The sequence below is a fragment of the Oceanobacillus sp. B139/18 genome (assembly GCF_055524595.1).
This window is the reverse complement of sequence record NZ_JBVFXI010000002.1, coordinates 364,675-384,478: the sequence shown is the minus strand read 5'-3', so window position 1 is coordinate 384,478 and position 19,804 is coordinate 364,675. Positions and strand designations below refer to the sequence as shown.

Genomic DNA, 19,804 nt, shown 5'->3' with positions numbered 1-19,804 from the left:
GAATAAAAATGTAAATCTAATTCAAGCAGAGAAGCTTTGTGGATAACAGTGAATTATTCGAAGTGGTTTCATTTTCCTATGATGTGAATTATATCGACTTCCATCTTGATAAAGCACATGGATTCCTTTATAGTAAATTCATCATTACGAAATTTCATCCTGCAGTAAAAAGGAGGAAATCATCATGTTGTATGATTGCGCAGTTATTGGAGGAGGACCTGCCGGATTAAATGCATCACTTGTTTTAGGCAGGGGTAGAAAAGAAATTATTTTATTTGATGACGATACACCTCGTAATGCCATAACACAGGAATCTCATAATTTTATTACCAGAGATGGGATTCATCCAGCAGCATTTAAAAAAGCGGCTTATGAAGATTTAAATAAATATCCAACGGTTTCCGTTGAAAGAAATCAAGTGGTTGATATTGTTCCTGCTGCCTCTTATTTTCAGATTCAAACAGGGAGAGGGCAGGTCTTTGATGCGCAAAGAATTATTTTGGCAACGGGATTAAAAGATATTCTTCCTGAGATAGAAGGTATCCAACAATTTTACGGAACAAGTCTTTTCGGATGCCCGTACTGTGATGGGTGGGAGCTGAAAGATCTTCCATTGGTTTATATTGCTGCATATCCACATGCTTTTAACAGTGTGAAAATGGTTTCGAATTGGAGCAAGGATATTGTTGTTTGCACAAATGGGAAGGATAGTATATCTCCAGAGGAAAAAGCTATCCTAGCACAAAAGAATATTCCGGTTTTAGAAGACGAAATTTTGCGGCTGCAAGGAGAAGGCGGGCAATTAAAAAGCATTCAATTTAAGAATGGGAAGGAACTCCGTCGCGAAGCCGGGTTTATTTCGTATAAATTACAGCAGGCTGCACCATTTGCCGGGCGTCTGGGTTTAGAATCCAATGGCGCGGGGGGAATTAGAATAGATCCCTATGGACGCACAAGCAGGAAAGGTGTATATGCTGCAGGAGATAATGCTGGCGGTCTGCCTCAACAGATTGTAGCTGCGGCTGAAGGAAGCAAAGCGGCGATAAGTGTACTCAGTGATTACGTGGCAGAAAACTTTTAAATAATTTATTGTTTACATACACCCTTTTATCATTAAAAGAGGGTGTATTTTTGAGGAAGGAAATGATAAAATAACTTCCTTATTATTAGAGAATATTGAAGGAGTTTATTGGATGGAAGGGAATAAATTATTATCACCATTATGTTATTTTAGTATCTTTTTTGCGCCATTTTTATTTCCGATTTTGGTATGGATTCTTGGAGATGAGGAAACAAAAGGGCACGCGAAGAAAGCCTTATGGACACATCTTATTCCAATTATCGCAACCATTATTGCAGGAATCATTATCTTTTCAATTGGCATCGGACAAGTTTGGACAGATGAAGTAAGCGGCAGATTATTTATTGCAATGATAATTGCGATAGCTATTTGCTTTATCATTGATATTTATTATTTTATCTGGAATATTGTTAAAGGGATTAAGGTACTAAGCTCTTAATAACGAATTTAGAAATGAAATATAAAAATAAGTAGAATCTATAGATGATGGGATATTTTTCTATAGGTTCTTTTATTTTACATATAGTACAGATTGAAGTAAAAAAGAATCTCATCAGCTTCTGCTTGAATCAAAGAATGGATAAGAAAGAATCTCCTTACTTGATAAATCGTAATCATTACGATATAGTTAATAAAAATTACGCAAAACAGAACCTGCGTAACGAAGGAGGAGATTATATTGGTATATGATTGTGCTGTTATCGGGGGAGGCCCTGCCGGGTTAAATGCATCTCTTGTTTTAGGCAGAGGAAAAAAAGAAGTGATTTTATTGGATGATGATGCCCCGCGCAATGCTGTCACACAGGAATCTCATAATTTTATTACCAGAGATGGTGTAAAACCAGCTGAGTTTCGGGAAGCGGCCCATGCAGATTTAAAAAAGTATCCGAATATAGTGATTCAAAAAGACCGGGTGACCGATATAGATTCGGCTGCTTCTCCTTTTCGCATTCACACAGAAGCAGGGAAGGATTACGAAGCAAAAACCATTATTCTGGCAACAGGACTGAAGGATGTATTGCCTGATATCCAAGGAATCCATGATTTTTATGGAAAGAGCCTGTTTGCCTGCCCTTTCTGTGATGGGTGGGAGCTAAAAGACATTCCGCTGGTTTATATTGCTGATGGAGAATTTTCTTTTCATGGTATAAAAATGATTTCCAATTGGAATAAAGATATAGTCATTTGCACAAATGGCAAAGAAAGCTTCTCCGCTGAAGAAAGAGATATTTTGAAGCAAAAGCAATTCGAGGTTATTGATGATGAAATTTTACGATTGCAAGGAGAAAATGAGCAATTAAAAGCAATTTTATTTAAGAATGGAAACGAATTGTATAAAGAAGCAGGTTTTATATCTTATAAAATGGAGCAGGCTGCCCCTTTTGCTGAGCGCCTGGGTTTAGAGCTGAACGAGATGGGTGGAATTAAAACAGATTCGCAAGGCCAGACAAGTATCAAAGGGATTTATGCCGGCGGAGATAATGCATCTGGTCCGCCGCAGCTGATTATTGCTGCAAGTGAAGGGAGTAAAGCGGCGATAGGGGTGATTAGTGATTTTGTGGAGGAAACATTTTAAATCATAAATTGATAAGTGAAACCTTATTCAGCAGGGATTTTCTTTTTAACCCTCGCGGAATGAGGTTTCACTTTATTCGCAGCTATTTTAATAAATTACGCAGTTTTAAATGTTCCTTTTCTAACACCCTTTTCCCTTCTTTTTGCAAAACATACTCCACAGTTTCTCTATCGGAGCTCACTGGCAAACTGAAATCCAAGCGATAACGTTCATTTCCTTTCCCCGTGATGATTACCCAGTCTTTTTCCGCTGCCTTTTCAATAGCATACTGTATAGCTAAGGTGCGATCTGAAATAACCTGTCCTTCGTTTAGTTCATTGAGCTCTTGGAGCATAGCAGCAGAGGGGACGCCATTTAAGTCATCAAATGTAAGAATGATTTCATCCGCCAGTTTTTTAGAAACAGTTATCATTTTATTTCTTTTACTGGAATCTCTGTCTCCTCTAAAACCAAAAACATGAAAAACTTTTTCGGCGCCCTCGATTTTAGCAGTGGTAAGACAATTAGAAAAAGCTTCTGCAGTATGGGCATAATCTACAACAATTGTTGTCCCATTTGAACGCTTGAATAGTTCAAATCTTCCGGGAATACCAGAGAATGTACGTAATGATTTCATGATTTGCTGAATGGGGACGCCTATTTGCGAGGCTGTCAAGAATGCCATCGCCGCATTATACGTATTATGCTGTCCCAGGATAGTTAATTGAAGGGGAAGGTTACATCCTTTATAGGAGATTTCAGAAAAACCAGGGGTTATTTTATTTATCTTTAGCGCATCGCTTTCTTTATTCCCTAAAGTAATTAAGGAGAAATTACGGGATGGAAGTATGCTGCTAAGCTTTGCTCCCCATTCATTATAGTTGTTGATAATCGCATACCCATGGTCTTTTAATGCTTCAAACATTTTGGCTTTGGTTAAGAAATAATCTTCCATCGTGTGATGATAATCAAGGTGGTCGTGATCTAAATTGGTAAACAGACCAAAATCAAATTCAATTCCATGTATCCTGCCCTGCGCTATTCCATGTGAAGAAACCTCCATAATAACAAATTCGTCCTTACTTATTGCCAGGTGCTTTTGCAGGCTCAGCGCATCGGGTGTTGTATTCAGCGAAGGATACGTTTCCCCATTGATTATCGTGTTTACGGATCCAAACATGGCACATGTATGACCAGAATCCTCTAAAATATGTTTTATCATATAAGCTGTCGTGGTTTTCCCGTTTGTACCGGTGATACCAATTATTTTTTTGTCTTTTGCGGGGTTTCCGTAAAATTCAGAAGCTATTTCAGCTAAAGCCAGACGGCTGTCAGGAACTCGAATATATGGTACGGATAACTCTTGGAGGTCTTCTTCTCCTATAATACAAACCGCACCGGCCTTGATTGCCTGATTAATAAAATCATGACCATTAAAACTGTATCCCTTTATAGCGATGAATAAGTCATTTTTATCTGCAGATTTGGAATTTGTTGTTATTTTATTGATTATCATATTTGGTATACTCATCGGTTTACTAATATTTTTCAATAGTTGTTGTAAATTCATGTGTTGTCACCTCTTAAACATAGGGAATGATACGGGAGAATGTAATATTACCTTAGGTTTTGCCATTTGAAGATAATTTATTATAATGATGGGCAGGTAATTTGCCATCGAGAAGAAATAAATTCGTCATGGGAAATCCCGATAGAAGAGAGGCTGTAAAAATTTCAAAGTATTTGCTTTAAAATATGGCGATTCTTCTAGTAAGGAAAGCTTATAACGCAGATGCGTTAATAATTTATTATCATTATATGTAGGAAGAGAAGAGCAAAGGCAAATTCAAAGTAAATATATTTCTTCTCTTCCAGAACCAATGGATGTTACCCTTTTAAATAGCTGTTTGGGCGTTAGTATAACCACTGATCATTTAAAAAATTCTCTGTGAAAAATGGCTGATTGTCATCATTAAAATCGACACCAACTCCTAATTCAGCAAAGTTATCCTGCAATATATTCTCACGGTGCCCTTCGGAATTCATTAAACCCTGATGAGCAAAAACGCTGCTGAATTGTCCATAGGCCAGGTTCTCGTTAGAAAAATAACTGCCTCATATCTTATAAAGGGATTTTTTATAAAACAGGGTTTATTTATACAAGGAAAGAGGTATTAAATAGATGAAAAAGCGTACCAATATTAAAAAGAAATTTCTGAAAACATTAAAACGGATTGGTTAACTTGATATGTACTTACTTGAGCTTTACAATCTGAAATGGGAATAATCAGCAGAATGAATTATTTTAAATTTGTTGCTCAATCAGCTGACAAAGTATTTCAAGAAAGATATCATATTGATAATATACTTGAAATAGAACAAGGAGGGGAAAAGTGGCAGACAAAAAAAATAAGAAAAAACGAGCCCCGCTCTCTATACGTATGAATATCCTCTTTTTTGCCATCTTCCTATTATTTTCTGCGCTCGTACTTCAGTTAGGTGTTGTTCAGATTTTAAATGGAGAATCGTATCAAGATGAAATTCAGAGGACGAATTTAGATACAACGAATGTACCCGTACCCCGGGGGAAAATCTATGATACCAATGGAGAACTTATTGTAGATAATGAAGCAATGTATTCTATTACGTACACACCTTCGAATGATGTGCAAGCAGAGGAGCGTCTGGAAGTAGCTGAAAAGCTGGCGCAATATATCGATATGGGTGATGAACAAACCATCGATCGAATAACAGACAGAGATAGAAGAGAATATTATCTATTGCATCATGAGGAAGAGATAGAAGAGCGGCTAGAGACGGTCAATACAGAAGAAATGGAGAATTCCGAGGTATATGATGCCACGCTGGAATTAATCACAGATGAAGAAATTTCCGATTTTACAGATGATGAATTAGAGATTATTGCGATAAAAAAAGAATTGGATAGTGCCTATGCTTTAACCCCGCAGGTTGTCAAAAATGAAGATGTCACAGCCGAGGAATATGCAGCTGTAGCGGAAAATTTAGATGAACTGCCTGGAATCAATGCCAGTACAGATTGGGACCGCGTTTATCCAAATGGAGACACGTTAACTAGTATTCTAGGCAACGTCTCCAGTCAGGAAGAAGGTATTCCTGAAGAGGATTTGAATGCTTACTTAACAATGGGATACAGCAGAAACGATCGTGTTGGTACAAGTGGACTTGAGGAGCAATATGAAGATTTCCTTCGCGGTCGTAAGGAACAAATCCAATATACGACAAGCCAAAATGGATCGATTATCGGTTCAGAAACGATTGTGGACGGCGAACGGGGAAAAGATTTAGTATTAACGACAGATTTAGAATTTCAGCAGGAAGTGGATGATATTTTATTAGATGAATTTCAATCCATGAAAGCAAGCAGCCCATATGAAAATCGGTTTGCAACCAATGCCTATGCTGTTGTTATGAATCCGAAAACGGGAGAACTGTTAGCCACTTCTGGTGTAGAATATGATACCGAGAATGATGAATATAATAATAATGCCGGGTTTACAGCGTTGGCTAACGCGCATGAGCCTGGTTCCAGTATTAAAGGGGCAACAATTCTGGCAGGTTATGATTCCGAAGTTATTTCTCCCGGGGAAACGTTTAACGATGCACCGATGCGGCTGGCAGGATCGGAAGTGAAAAGGTCGGTTCAAGATATGGGAACGGTAAATGATTTAACTGCACTGGAAAGGTCCTCTAACGTTTATATGTTCTATGTTGCCTTGCGGTTAGGGGGAGACTATCGTCATCCGATGCCGCGAAATGCCAATTTAGATATAAACATGGGTGAAACGTTGCAAACCCTGCAAAATTATTTTAATCAATTCGGACTCGGTTCGACTACAGGAGTGGACTTTCCATATGAGAGTACTGGATTAAGAGGACAGGTTCCTGATAATCCAGGGAATCTGCTTGATTTTGTCATCGGGCAGTATGATACGTATACGACCATGCAGCTTGCTCAGTATGTATCCACGATTGCGAATGATGGCTATCGTGTTCAGCCTCATTTCTTAAAGGAAGCCCGTGATCCAGTTGCTTCCATGGATGAGCTTGGCCCATTGTATTATTCGTCCAATACAACGACGATGAACCGAATTGAGATGACAGATGATGAAATTAGTCGTGTGCAGGACGGGTTTCGTCTTTCCTATCAAGGGTCACAAGGAACAGGTAATGATTATTTCGATGATAAATCATATAACCCGGCAGGAAAAACAGGGACAGCAGAGTCAGCGGAATTTGTTGATGGAGAGCGGTTTGACCTCAATAATTTAACCTTAGTCGGCTATGCACCATTTGATGATCCGGAAATTGCTTTTGCAGTAGTTGTACCGCATGTTGGAATTGGTGAAGGAGATCAGATTAACTTAAAAGTTGGGGAACGTGTTTTAGATTCCTATTTTGAAGTCAAAGAAGATCACGACGAAGAAGCTGAGGATTCTGATGGTGATAGTGATAATGAAGAGGAAGAATAATCAACGTTTACTATCTCCTATATTGTATGGATGAAGATAAAAAAACTATATTAGAAATTATAGTAAACCGTGATGTGAACTAACCACATCACGGTTTATAAATGATTAGGATTAGCTTTCTAACCCTTGAGCTAAAGCAAATGCAAAATCATCTCCAGAAGAGTACCGCATGATTACAATATTTTTGCATCTGTATTGTGTAAAATCTTTTTCTGGGTTGGAAAAACGTTATCGAATGATTTTTGGTACTGCTGCTTTGAGTGAATTAGTACGAATATTATGTGATTTGTGAGAGGGATTTGAAGATAAGAATTATTAAATACTTTTTAACGGTTGCTTTAGAAACAAGTATCACGAAAGCTGCCAAAAATTAAAAATTATACAGCCGACATTAACGAGATAACAGCAACAAGCCGCCGGAGGTATTCTTTTCTATAAAAAAACAGATTCATAAATAATCATGATACTGTTTTTACAGTGTCGGGCATCTCTCCATTTTTGTCGTATAAGGGGTATATTTCTCATTTGCTTGGTTAAATTACATAGAAGAATTATTAAATTAAATAAAATGATAAAAGGGCTGATAAAATTGAGAAATGTTTTTTTTACAATAGGGCTTACGCTTATTCTATACTTCTCAATAGGGTTGCCTAAAGCAGGAGCAGAAATTATTGAGGGAGACACGACGACGGATGAAATAGAACACAATTGGGAAATATCAAGCACTAATTATGAAATAATCCACGTTGACACACATGAATATACTTATTGGAAAAATTTCCTCAGGGAAACACGCACCTGTGATGTTTTTCATAAAATAAAAACCGTCGTGTATTATTGTGATATCCATGGCCATACAAAGTCAGAGTCACATTTAGTGGAAGTAATTCATAGCGAGAAACATGCATAGAGAGAGAATCGGATTACTATGAAAAGGTTAATCCGATTCTTTTTTTCTGCACTTATTCCTAATTGGGAGAGATTGCTGTTAAAATAGATGGTTGTTTAAAAAAGACATGGGAATCAAAAATTTATATAGAAATAGGAGTGGCCGTATCCTATCCTTCGTCGGAATTCAAGCATTTCCAAGGTTGAGCGAAGGAGAATCCGAACAGCAGGTTAGGATGATGAAATTGCTGATGCGGTATTACGGCTAAGCAGTTAATCCTCAAGCTTTGTTATCGTGCAGTCTATTGCTGCGAACGGCGGCGTTACAATGAAATAAAGCAGCTTATCAATCATGGATATCTGACTCTACTTGGGGGCAGGTGTCCATGGTTTTTTACTTTGACGATTCTAATGTTCGCAGCTGGAACAGGAACCTTCTATTAATTATTGTACAAATTTTTTATTACAGGTAGGGTTAACCTTTGAGGCTATCAGATAAAAAAACTAAAACGTAATAATTACTGTTTACATATTTAATAAAATAGTTTATAATAAATTCCATTCGTAATCGTTACGATTTAAATTTATTAAGAAATACAAAATAAAGAGTACTATTGAAAGGAGAAAGTGTAAAATGGCTAAAAAGTCAAAAGTTGCAAAAGAGAAAAAACGCCAGCAAATGGTTGCACAATATGCAGAGCTAAGAAGAGAGCTAAAAGCAAAAGGAGATTATGAAGCGCTTCGTAAACTGCCTCGGGATTCTTCACCAACCCGTTTGAAAAGCCGTTGTGAGGTTACAGGCAGACCACGCGGATATATGCGTAAATTCAACATGTCCCGTATTGCTTTTAGAGAATATGCGCATAAAGGACAAGTTCCTGGCGTGAAGAAAGCCAGCTGGTAATCAAATCATGCAGTTATCTAAGCAGCAGTATCATCTAAGCTGACGCTGTATTTTCATGTACCACACGATATAAGATAGGAAAGAAAACAGCTTTTAACGGATACTTGGCGGAAAGCTGTTTTTTCTTTCATGGATAAGGAGGAAACGCATTGTCACAAGAAAGCCCCATCCCTGTAACGATTCTAACTGGGTTTTTAGGAGCCGGGAAAACAACATTGTTAAATAAACTGCTGCACGATATGCCCAATGAGAAGGCTGCTGTGATCATTAATGAGTTTGGTGATACATCGATTGATAGCCAATTAGTGATACGAACAAAGGAAGAAATCGTTGAAATTAACAGCGGCTGTATCTGTTGTAATGTACGCGGTGATTTGATCAGCTTACTAACTGATTTAATGAAGCAGAAAGAAAAGGTGGACCGGGTTGTCATAGAAACAACGGGCATGGCGAATCCGGCTCCAGTTATTCAAACGTTTTTGATGGATGAGCAGATGGCTGATACCTTTGAAATCGACAGCGTAATCACGATGGTCGATGCGAAGCATATCGAGCAGCATTTGCAGGAAGAGGAGCCGGAGCAGCAGATTGCATTTGCCGATATTTTGCTTGTGAACAAGACCGATTTGATTACAGAAGACGAAAGAAAGCAGCTGGAAGCACAGTTAACGCATATGAATCCAAATGCCCATCAGTTTTATACGACATATGGAAACGTAGATACCAAAGAATTAATCGGAAAAAAATCGTTTGATTTAGATTATGCCTTAAACATTGATCCCGAACTGCTGACAGAACCGCATCACCATCATCATAATCATCACGTGACATCCTTTGTATTTCAAGATGAACGCCCGCTTGATTTGGACAAAGTGAATAAATGGTTTGCTTACTTAGTTCGTATCAAAGGAGAAAGCCTCTACCGTTATAAAGGAGTGCTTTCCATTAAACAAATGGAGCAAAAAGTGGTGTTTCAAGGAGTGCATATGCTGTTTGCAGGTACAGAAGGTGATGTATGGACAAAGGATGAAAAGCGCAAAAGCGAGGTTGTTATTATTGGAAAGCATCTTGACCATCAAGAGTTGGAAAAAGGCTTTCAATATTGCCTTGCTTAATTTTTGAATATAAAACCGTAATAATTACGATTTGAGGAGGGTAACCATGAAAGGAATATATGATGTCGTTATTGTAGGGGCAGGCCCTTCAGGTATTGGTGTTGCGGCAATACTCAAGCAAATGAATGCATCCTGTCTGATTTTAGAAAAAGATGATGTTGGTGCTTCTTTTCAAAGCTGGCCGGAGGAAATGCGCTTTATTACGCCATCATTCCCGGCGCAAGGATTTGGTCAAACCGATTTAAACGCCATCGTTCCGAAAACGTCACCGGCTTATACCCTTGATATGGAGCATCCCACAGGACCAGCTTATGCGAAATATTTGGAGGTAGTGGCAAATCATTTTGCCATTTCAATCAAAAAAGGGGTTCAGGTGAATCACATAGATAAAAAAGACACCGTTTTTTCTATAAATACGTCAGACGGACTTTATCAAAGCCGCTATGTTGTCTGGGCTGGGGGAGAATACCAATTTCCTGATGTAACGCCGTTCCCCAGTGCGGATTTGGGAATCCACAACAGTATGATTTCATCCTGGCAGGAGCTCGATGGAGATGATTTTCTTATCATTGGCGGTTATGAAAGCGGCATGGATGCTGCCTATCAATTAGGGCAGCTTGGTAAAAAGACGAGAGTGATTGCCAGAACGAATACATGGGAAGTGGAGAGCAGTGATCCAAGTATTGCGCTGTCCACCTATACTTACAATCGGGTTCGCCCCTTATTCGATGCGGGTTTATTAACTGTAACAGGTAATACAACTGTCGCAAAGATAGAAGAAAATTCTTCAGGCTACGATGTCTATACGAAGGATGGAAAAGTATATTTTACAAAGGCGAGACCTATTCTGGCAACAGGCTTTACTGGCAGCACGAAGCAAATAGAGAATTTAGTGTCACGCGGGAAGCATAACGAAGTACTTGTGAATGAGCAGGATGAATCAACAGCAGTGAGCGGACTGTTTTTGGCAGGTCCAGAATTGCGGCATGGCAGTCATATCTTCTGTTATATTTATAAATTCCGCCAGCGGTTTGCGGTAATCGCAGAAACGATTGGAAGACAGCTGGATTTGGATTTATCCATTTTGGAAGAGTATAGACAAGAAAACTTCTATCTGGATGACCTTTCCATGTGCGGGGAGATGTGCCAATGCTAGAGCAGGCTCAAGCCTCTTCCCTTACGCAGGAGGAGGTGGTGCTGATTGGCAGTGAATCGGTTGGGAAGTCGGGTTTGTTCCGTGCGCTGACAGGTGAAAAAAGTGCTGTTGCCAGAAATGTAAAAGGGTCCACGATTGCTGCTTTGAAAGCTTCCTGTCAATTACATCCCGATGTCCGTCTAACAGATCTTCCCGGGCTGCAATTTGATATGGACAGCCAGAATACACAGCTTACCCTGGACCATTTTCAGGATGAAAAAACGATTTTATTAGTTGTGAAAGCCACTAATTTAAAGGAAGAATTGACCGAGCTGCAGGACGAACTAAATTTGAAAGGCAAAAGGATTGCAGTTGTTGCAACACATCGAGATAAGTATTTACCACCCGAGTCTGAACAAAATCGGATAAAGGAATTAGTACAGGTTCCCGTTATCTGGGTAAATACAAGAAAAATGGATGAGCAGGATCAGGAAGCAGTGATTGCGTGTGTTAAACAGGCTGCAGTCTGGGGAGCTTCTAAAAGTATTCTAAGCTTCCTTCCTGATTCGGGCGATACAGCTAATCAATTAATTCCGGCATTCCGTATGCCGATTGCCGGACCAATCCTGGCTTGCTTCTTTATTTTAGGAATGTTTGCTGTCCCTGTCATGGGTGCTTATTTATTTGTCAGCTGGCTTGAGCCGATAGCTGATCAATATGTTCTTGACCCGATTACAGGCTGGATCAATCAGGCTCCTTCTTTTTTGGCGGAGGTATTAACAGGTGATTACGGCTTGATTACGCTAGGCTCTTATTCCTTTCTGTGGGCTTTTCCTGTTGTACTGCTGATCAGTGTGATGACAAGTCTTACCGAGGAGACAGGTATACAGGAGCATGTCACACGTGCACTGGATCCATGGCTTCGTAAAATGGGTTTGACGGGAAGGGACCTGCTTCCGGTTATCACGGGGTTCGGGTGTAATGTTGTGGCGGTTTTCCAAAGCCGGGGCTGCAGCAGCTGCACCCGCACGAGCTGTGTTTCACTGATTGCATTCGGCTCGGCATGCAGTTATCAAATCGGAGCAACGCTGTCTATCTTTAGTGCGGCACATGTCCCGCTGTTATTTATTCCATATCTATTTATCTTATTTATCGTTGGAGCGATCCATACAAGAATTTGGAATCGGAATGAGGCAGATAATTTAACGCGTATTGCTCCGCTTCCTTATATTCAAAAAATAAACTGGCAGGCATTTGCATGGAAGGTAGCCAGTTCGGTTAAACAATTTTTACTGCAGGCAATGCCGATATTTTTAATAATATGTCTGGCGGCATCTGTGCTCCAGGCTATGAATATATTATCTCTTCTCCATTGGCTTGCGATGCCGATACTTTATTTATTTTCCTTACCTGTAGATGCGGCGCCGGGGCTGATATTTTCTTTCATTCGAAAAGACGGTCTGCTTATCTTAAATGAAGGGCAGGGCAGCTTATTAATGGAGATGCCGCTCAGCCAGATTTTTATTCTTGTCTATCTGGCATCGACACTCTCCGCCTGTCTGGTGACATTATTTACAATTGGGAAGGAACTTGGCTGGAGGACTTCCCTGTCTATTGGCGGAAAGCAAATGCTGACCAGTGTTGTCAGTGCAGCAATTCTTGCTGGAGGATTACATTTCATATTTTAAAAAGAGGAGGATGAATACATGAAGAAGATTCCTGTTACGGTATTAAGCGGGTATTTAGGTTCTGGAAAAACAACGTTATTAAATCATGTCTTACATAACCGGGAAGGGTTAAAGGTGGCGGTCATCGTCAATGACATGAGTGAAGTCAATATTGATAGTGAGCTGGTCCAATCCCAAGGAGGATTTTCACGGACAGAGGAAAAGCTGGTTGAAATGTCTAATGGCTGCATCTGCTGCACACTGCGGGAGGATTTATTAGTGGAAGTGGAAAAACTGGTGAAACAGGGAGAATTCGATCATATCCTAATTGAATCTTCCGGGATTAGTGAACCGATTCCGGTAGCCCAAACCTTCTCTTATATTGATGAAACGATGGATATTGATTTAACCCAATATTGCCGATTGGATACCATGGTTACCGTTGTTGACGCGAACCGCTTCTGGCACGATTTCGGTTCAGGCGATTCGCTTCTTGACCGGAAACAGGCGGTCAGTGATGTAGATGAACGAAATATTGCTGATTTATTAATTGACCAAATTGAATTCTGTAATGTGCTTATTCTCAATAAAACGGATTTAGTCAAAGCAGAGGATTTAGAAAAGCTGGAGAAGGTGATTCGTACCTTACAGCCGGAAGCAAAAATCATCCGCACGCAGCATTGTAAGGTCGATTTACAGGAAATTGTCAATACGAATTTGTTTGATTTTGAGAAGGCAAGTGAGTCAGCCGGCTGGTTACAGGAATTAAATGCAGGCGTGGAAAATCATACGCCGGAAACCGAAGAATACGGGATCAGTTCCTTTGTATACCGGTCCAGATTGCCATTTCATACGGAACGGCTGGTAAGCTGGTATCAGGATTTGCCAAGAGAAATTGTCCGCATGAAAGGCGTTGTCTGGTGTGCGACACATAATAATCTAGCCTTATTGCTATCGCAGGCAGGCCCTTCTGTCGAGGTGGAGCCGTTAGCTTATTGGGTCGATTCGCTGCCAAAAGCCCAGCAAAGGGAAATATTCGAGAATAATCCGGAGGTCAGAGAGCTGTGGGATCCGCAATTCGGAGACCGCCATACCAAGCTGGTATTCATTGGCATGGACTTGGATAAGGAGCAGATAACGGAGGATTTAGAACGCTGCTTGTTGAGTGAAACAGAAATGGATGAGGACTGGACCGCGTTTAGAAATCCATTTCCATGGCAGCTATCGGGAAGTGCGAAGGCATGATTTTATCCGGACAAACGATAAAACAGTATGTTGATGATAAGCAGTTAACAATTACCCCTTTTCAGGAATTAAGTGTTCAGCCAGCTTCGATTGATTTGCGGCTGGGGAAAGATTTTTTAGTTGTTGATGACTTGTCTACGCCTTATTTATCGGTTGATCAACCAGCAGATTATCGGAAAATCAAGATAGCAGAGCAAGAAATCATCACGATTCCGCCGCAAAGTTTTCTATTGGGAACAACATTGGAACAAATTGGTCTCCCAGAACAGTTAACTGCCTTTGTGGAAGGAAGAATCTCGATCGGTCGGCTCGGTGTTTTTATTCAAAATGCAGGCTGGATCGATCCGGGATTTTCTGGACAAATTACACTGGAATTGTTTAATGCAAATCGCGTGCCTGTTCAGCTGCAGGCCGGAATGCGAGTTTGCCAGCTGGTTATTGCCAAAGTGGATCAAAAAACGGAAGGGTATAGTGGAAAGTACTTGTATCAGCAAGGGACGACACCGAGCCGTGTTTATTTGGACAAGGAAAGAACGTGAATCTTTCATTGGCGGAGAGGAAGCTTCTTTATATATAGAAAAAAATATAGGAATAAAGACGTTTAGTTGGCTGTAATGCTGTCATTTCCAGAATGACGGTTACAGCCAGTTCATCTGTAAGAAAGGTGTGAAATAAAGTGAGCAAGAAAATACCAGTAACGGTGTTAAGCGGATTTCTAGGTGCAGGGAAAACAACCCTGCTGAATCATCTGCTTCAAAATCAGCAAGGATTGAAAATAGCCGTTATCGTGAATGATATGAGTGAAATAAATGTGGATGCCAAATTGGTAAAAGAAGGCGGCTTTATCCGTACGGAAGAAAATATGGTAGAAATGACTAATGGCTGTATTTGCTGCACATTAAGAGAAGACTTAATTGTAGAGCTGGAAAAATTAGCAAAACTTGATATCGATTATGTGTTGATTGAATCAAGCGGTGTGTCGGAACCTATTCCAGTTGCGCAAAGCTTTGTCTATGCGGATGATGAATTGGGAATCGACTTAAATGCCTTTTTTCAGCTTGATACGATGGTAACGGTCATCGATGGACATCAGTTTTGGAAGGATTATCAATCAGAGGATTTATTGATGGACCGCGGGATGGAAGTCGCTGAGGACGATGAAAGAGGCATTGTCGATTTACTGGTAGACCAGATTGAATTTGCCAATGTGATTATTTTAAATAAAACAGATCAGATGATGGAGGAAGAGATTACTTCATTAAAGAGCTTACTTTATAAATTAAACCCGGATGCGAAATTTATCACAGCGGCCTTCGGGAAAGTAGACCCGTTACAGGTGCTTCAAACCGGTCAGTTTGATTTTGAAGAAGCAAAGCATGGCGCCGGCTGGATAAAGGAATTGAATGAGGAGCATATTCCGGAAACAGAAGAATATGGAATCAGCTCCTTTGTCTATCGAAGCAGAAAACCGTTTCATCCCGAGCGTTTTCAAGGTTGGCTGGAAAATTGGCCGAAGGAAATCCTCCGGGCGAAAGGCTTCTTTTGGTTAGTCACCAGAAATAATGTAGTAGGGTTTTTGTCTCAGGCAGGTTCAATGATGACACTGGAAGGAGCCGGCAGATGGCTGGCAAGCTATTCGGAAGCAGAACAGGAAGCATTAAAAGTGCAGGACCCCTCTTTGTTTGAGGACTGGGATGAGCAGGCCGGGGATCGGATGACAGAGCTTGTTTTGATTGGCAGTGAGATGGATAAGGAAGGGATTGCGGCGTCATTGGATGCTTGTTTAGTGACGAAGGAGGAAGCGGAACAGGATATTTCTGCTTTTGTGGATGATTTACCTGCTTTTCCTGTGGTTTAAAGAAATTTATTATATTAAAATTCAAGTATAAGAGGGGAAGAATGCATAAATTATGTATTCTTCCCCTCTTATACTATAGGAAAACAAGAAGTTTAAGTGGAGAAATTAATGATAATAAATATTTTTACAAATAAAAGCGCAAAGTAAAAAAAGGTGATTCATTCAAGTAAAATATACTTATATGTTATCCTAAAGAAAACGAACAGTTTAAATAAAGGAGGCGATCCGATGACAGATAAACAGAATCAAGGCTGGAGCTTAGAAAATACCTACCAGCAATTGCCCAAGCTTTTCTTTACGAATGTAAAACCAGCAAAAGCAGATGCCCCTGTGCTAGCCGTGTACAATGAAAAGCTCGCAGCAGAATTAGGGTTGGATAGTTCCGCCTTGAAGCACGAAGCGGAAATCTTCGCAGGCAATAAGCTTCCAGAGGGAAGTAATCCAATCGCTCAAGCTTATGCAGGACATCAATTTGGTTCTTTTACGATGCTTGGAGACGGTCGTGCTGTATTATTTGGAGAGCAAGTGACTCCGAAGGGTGAGCGCTATGATATTCAGCTGAAAGGCTCTGGCAGAACGCCTTATTCCCGCGGCGGGGATGGACGGGCGGTCCTTGGACCGATGCTGAGAGAATATCTAATCAGCGAAGCAATGCATGGATTGGGCATTCCGACAAGCCGCAGTTTAGCGGTAGCAACCACCGGGGGAACGGTATTTCGTGAAGCTCCGCTGCCCGGCGCTGTTTTGACAAGAGTGGCAGAAAGCCATATTCGGGTTGGAACGTTTCAATATGCAAGGCAGTGGGGGAATAAAAAGGATTTACAAGCGTTGGCAGACTATAGCATGAAGCGGCATTATCCAGAGATTGCAGAGGATGAAAATCGTTATTTGACATTCTTGTATAAGGTGGCAGACAAGCAGGCCGAGCTGATTGCGGATTGGCAGTTAAAAGGCTTTATCCATGGTGTGATGAATACAGATAATGTTGCTATCAGCGGAGAGACGATTGATTATGGTCCATGTGCTTTTATGGATCAATATGATCGGAAAACAGTTTTTAGTTCGATTGATCAGCAAGGGCGTTATGCTTACGGCAATCAGCCGGGAATTGGTGCTTGGAATATGGCGCGCTTTGCAGAATCCTTGTTAGTTCTGATGGATGAGGATGAAGAAGAAGCGATTCCAAAGGCAAAAGAGGCTGTGGAAACCTATGTGCAGTCAGTAGAAGCCTATTGGTTAGACGGTATGAGGAAGAAGCTGGGGATTATCGGTCAAAGTGATGATCATAAAACATTGATTCGAAGCTTGTTGGATTTGATGGAGAAATATCATGCAGACTTTACCAATACCTTCCGTGCTTTAACGCTGCAGCAGCTTGATGCTGATTCCGTTCTTTTCCAATCCACTGCTTTTAAAGAGTGGCATCAGGCATGGCAGGATAAGCTTGAAAGTCAGACGGCATCTTTAGAAGAAGCTTATCAATTAATGAAACGGCATAATCCATCGATTATTCCCCGAAATTATTTGGTGGAAGAGGTGTTGGCTGCGGCTGTGACAGAAGGCGATTACGAACCTTTTCATGCTTTATTAACAGCATTGGAAGATCCTTATGCGTATACAGAGGAGCAGGAGAAATATGCTGTTGATCCGCCGGAACAGGATTTTCAGACGTTTTGTGGTACGTGATGATATACTTTGGAATTGTAAGAATGGAACAGAAAGAAGCCCAAGAAATTATCAACATAATCTCTTGGGCTTATTTTTAGGGCTGCTCCATCTGATAGGGGAAGTATTTTCTATTTTTAACAATAGTTATGTTATTGGTTCCATTCATGTCGAGTTATTGGTAAGCTGTTAACAGAAGATAATTAGCAAAACAGTCTAAAAATCCCTTAATACGTTTCAACCATAGCATAATGGCAAAGGAAGTGACAAAATGGAAGAAAGATATACAAGAACCTATGCTGAAAAGCTAGATGCGGAGGATACATTAAGGTCCTTCCGAAATGAATTTTATCTCGAAAATGAATACGTTTACATGGATGGGAATTCCTTAGGTTTGATGAGCAAAAGAGCAGAGCAGTCCGTCTATGATTTGCTTGCTTCCTGGAAAAAGCATGCGATTGATGGATGGACGCAAGGAGAGAACGCCTGGTACTACTTATCGGAATCGCTTGGTGAAAAAATGGCCGTGCTTGTTGGTGCCCAAAAAGAGGAGGTTGTCGTAACTGGTTCAACAACCGTAAATCTGCATCAGCTTGTGTCCACATTTTATAAACCAAAAGGAAGCAAAACAAAAATTTTAGCAGATGCATTAAACTTTCCCAGTGATATTTATGCTTTAAAAGCACAGCTGAAGTTAAAAGGGTATGATGAATCCCACCTTATTCAAGTACAGAGTGAGGATGGGCACATACTGGATGAAGAGACCATTATAGATGCAATGACAGAAGAGATTGCATTAATTGTATTGCCGAGCGTCCTGTACCGGAGCGGACAAATCTTAGATATGGAAAAGCTGACAACAGCAGCGCATGAGCGCGGTATAAAAATTGGTTTTGATTTATGTCATTCGATTGGGGCTGTCCCGCATCAACTGCATGATTGGGACGTTGACTTTGCGTTTTGGTGTACCTATAAACATTTGAATGGCGGGCCGGGCAGTGTGGCGGCGCTTTATGTGAATGAAAAGCATTTCGGGGCTGTGCCTGGACTTGCGGGCTGGTTTAGCTCCAATAAAGAAAAGCAGTTTGATATGGAGCATACGTTGACGGCCGCCGGGAATGCCGGAGCTTTTCAAATCGGGACACCACATGTGTTAAGTGCTGCTCCGCTAATTGGAGCATTAGAGCTGTTTCATGAAGCCGGAATAGAAAAAATACGCGAAAAGTCCTTGCAGCTGACCGCATATATGGTGGAATTAATTGAACACGAATTAAAGGAATTTGATTTTGAGATTTGTAATCCAGTAAATGAAAAACAGCGTGGAGGGCATATTTACCTTGAACATCCGGAGGCTGCGAGAATTTGCAAAGCATTAAAGAGGAAGAAGGTCATTCCTGATTTTAGAAAACCATCTGGCATTCGGCTTGCGCCGGTGGCTTTATATAATTCGTTTACGGATGTTTATGAATGTATACAAACACTAAAGAATATTATGGAAGAAAAAGCTTACGAGCAATTTTCCAATGAAAGAGAGGTTGTTTCCTAATGTCTAAATGGATCGATATTTCCCAACCGTTAAATAACCATCTGGCACACTGGCCGGGGGATGAACCATTTCACTATGATACGCCCGTAACAAAAGAGGTGTCGGGAGTTGTTAATATCGGCAAAATCACAACAAGTGTACATATCGGAACACATGTTGATGCACCGTTTCATTTTTCAAATGAGGGCAAACGGATACTGGATTTAGATATTGAGCGCTATATTGGTCTCTGTAAAGTGATTGATTTAAGTGATTTTAATGAAATTAGCGAAAAAGCTTTAAAGACAAAAGGAATTTCGCATGCGGAGCGTTTGCTGATTAAAACAGCGCTTCCAAATAAACCGGATCGTTTTCCAGAAGAAGTGTCTCCGATAACAGCAGACGGAGCAGCTTATATGAAAGAGCTCGGTGTAAAGCTTGTAGGTGTAGACACTCCATCTGTGGATTCGATTTCAAGTAAAGACCTGGCCGGGCATCATGCATTGTATAAGCAAGATATTTATATTTTGGAGAATGTGATGCTGGACCAGGTTGAAGAAGGTGATTATGAACTGATTGCCTTGCCATTAGCGTTGGAAGAAGGGGATGGGTGTCCAGTTCGTGCCGTCATAAAACCAATAGAGGAGCGTTAAAA

At 40.4% G+C, this 19,804-nt stretch carries 15 protein-coding genes and 1 pseudogene; 14 read left to right on the top strand and 2 right to left on the bottom strand.

The window, feature by feature from the left end:
* The first annotated feature begins 184 nt into the window (after positions 1–184).
* From ACZSMY_RS09240 to ACZSMY_RS09230, 3 genes are all read left to right on the top strand, one after another.
* Positions 185–1,081, top strand: a complete 897-nt coding sequence (locus ACZSMY_RS09240) for an NAD(P)/FAD-dependent oxidoreductase (protein WP_042532800.1) — start codon at positions 185–187, stop codon at positions 1,079–1,081.
* A 112-nt stretch (positions 1,082–1,193) separates the two neighbouring features.
* Positions 1,194–1,520 carry a magnetosome magnetite crystal formation protein family gene (locus ACZSMY_RS09235; protein WP_256705968.1) on the top strand — a complete coding sequence of 109 codons (327 nt, stop codon included), beginning with the start codon at positions 1,194–1,196 and terminating at the stop codon, positions 1,518–1,520.
* A gap of 240 nt (positions 1,521–1,760) precedes the next feature.
* Positions 1,761–2,657, top strand: coding sequence for an NAD(P)/FAD-dependent oxidoreductase (locus ACZSMY_RS09230; protein ID WP_465147685.1), 897 nt, complete (start codon positions 1,761–1,763; stop codon positions 2,655–2,657).
* Positions 2,658–2,739: 82 nt separating this feature from the next.
* Here the strand turns inward: ACZSMY_RS09230 and ACZSMY_RS09225 are convergent, their stop codons facing one another.
* On the bottom strand, positions 2,740–4,206 hold the full coding sequence (locus tag ACZSMY_RS09225; RefSeq protein ID WP_256705970.1) for a UDP-N-acetylmuramoyl-L-alanyl-D-glutamate--2,6-diaminopimelate ligase: 1,467 nt from the start codon (positions 4,204–4,206) through the stop codon (positions 2,740–2,742).
* A 344-nt stretch (positions 4,207–4,550) separates the two neighbouring features.
* Positions 4,551–4,739, bottom strand: a pseudogene (locus ACZSMY_RS09220) (CAP domain-containing protein); the annotation flags it as partial.
* A 290-nt stretch (positions 4,740–5,029) separates the two neighbouring features.
* Between ACZSMY_RS09220 and ACZSMY_RS09215 the strand changes: the two are divergent.
* From ACZSMY_RS09215 to kynB, 11 genes are all read left to right on the top strand, one after another.
* Positions 5,030–7,147 (top strand): peptidoglycan D,D-transpeptidase FtsI family protein, encoded by a 2,118-nt coding sequence (locus tag ACZSMY_RS09215; protein ID WP_319022577.1) that lies wholly within the window; start codon positions 5,030–5,032, stop codon positions 7,145–7,147.
* 1,522 nt (positions 7,148–8,669) lie between these two features.
* The gene (gene rpsN / locus ACZSMY_RS09210; RefSeq protein WP_040984215.1) at positions 8,670–8,939 is read left to right on the top strand and encodes a 30S ribosomal protein S14; all 270 of its coding nucleotides are present in this window, start codon (positions 8,670–8,672) and stop codon (positions 8,937–8,939) included.
* A 149-nt stretch (positions 8,940–9,088) separates the two neighbouring features.
* Positions 9,089–10,054, top strand: coding sequence for a CobW family GTP-binding protein (locus tag ACZSMY_RS09205; RefSeq protein WP_193065017.1), 966 nt, complete (start codon positions 9,089–9,091; stop codon positions 10,052–10,054).
* A gap of 46 nt (positions 10,055–10,100) precedes the next feature.
* Positions 10,101–11,210, top strand: a complete 1,110-nt coding sequence (locus ACZSMY_RS09200; protein ID WP_465147684.1) for an NAD(P)/FAD-dependent oxidoreductase — start codon at positions 10,101–10,103, stop codon at positions 11,208–11,210.
* On the top strand, positions 11,204–12,877 hold the full coding sequence (locus ACZSMY_RS09195; protein ID WP_465147683.1) for a nucleoside recognition domain-containing protein: 1,674 nt from the start codon (positions 11,204–11,206) through the stop codon (positions 12,875–12,877). Before ACZSMY_RS09200 ends, ACZSMY_RS09195 begins: the two co-directional genes overlap by 7 nt.
* A gap of 18 nt (positions 12,878–12,895) precedes the next feature.
* Positions 12,896–14,101, top strand: a complete 1,206-nt coding sequence (locus tag ACZSMY_RS09190; RefSeq protein WP_042532814.1) for a GTP-binding protein — start codon at positions 12,896–12,898, stop codon at positions 14,099–14,101.
* Positions 14,098–14,640: a dCTP deaminase gene (gene dcd / locus ACZSMY_RS09185; protein WP_465147682.1), complete on the top strand. Its 543-nt coding sequence runs from the start codon at positions 14,098–14,100 to the stop codon at positions 14,638–14,640. The genes ACZSMY_RS09190 and dcd overlap by 4 nt, the downstream gene beginning before the upstream one ends.
* Positions 14,641–14,777: 137 nt before the next feature.
* A complete protein-coding gene (locus tag ACZSMY_RS09180; protein WP_465147681.1) occupies positions 14,778–15,959 on the top strand; it encodes a GTP-binding protein in 1,182 nt (393 codons plus the stop codon).
* A gap of 228 nt (positions 15,960–16,187) precedes the next feature.
* Positions 16,188–17,645: a YdiU family protein gene (locus tag ACZSMY_RS09175; RefSeq protein ID WP_368901635.1), complete on the top strand. Its 1,458-nt coding sequence runs from the start codon at positions 16,188–16,190 to the stop codon at positions 17,643–17,645.
* A gap of 250 nt (positions 17,646–17,895) precedes the next feature.
* Entirely contained in the window at positions 17,896–19,170 is a 1,275-nt protein-coding gene (kynU, locus tag ACZSMY_RS09170) for a kynureninase (RefSeq protein WP_212928242.1), read from the top strand.
* The gene (gene kynB, locus ACZSMY_RS09165) at positions 19,170–19,802 is read left to right on the top strand and encodes an arylformamidase (RefSeq protein ID WP_042532824.1); all 633 of its coding nucleotides are present in this window, start codon (positions 19,170–19,172) and stop codon (positions 19,800–19,802) included. Before kynU ends, kynB begins: the two co-directional genes overlap by 1 nt.
* The last annotated feature ends 2 nt before the right edge of the window (positions 19,803–19,804 follow it).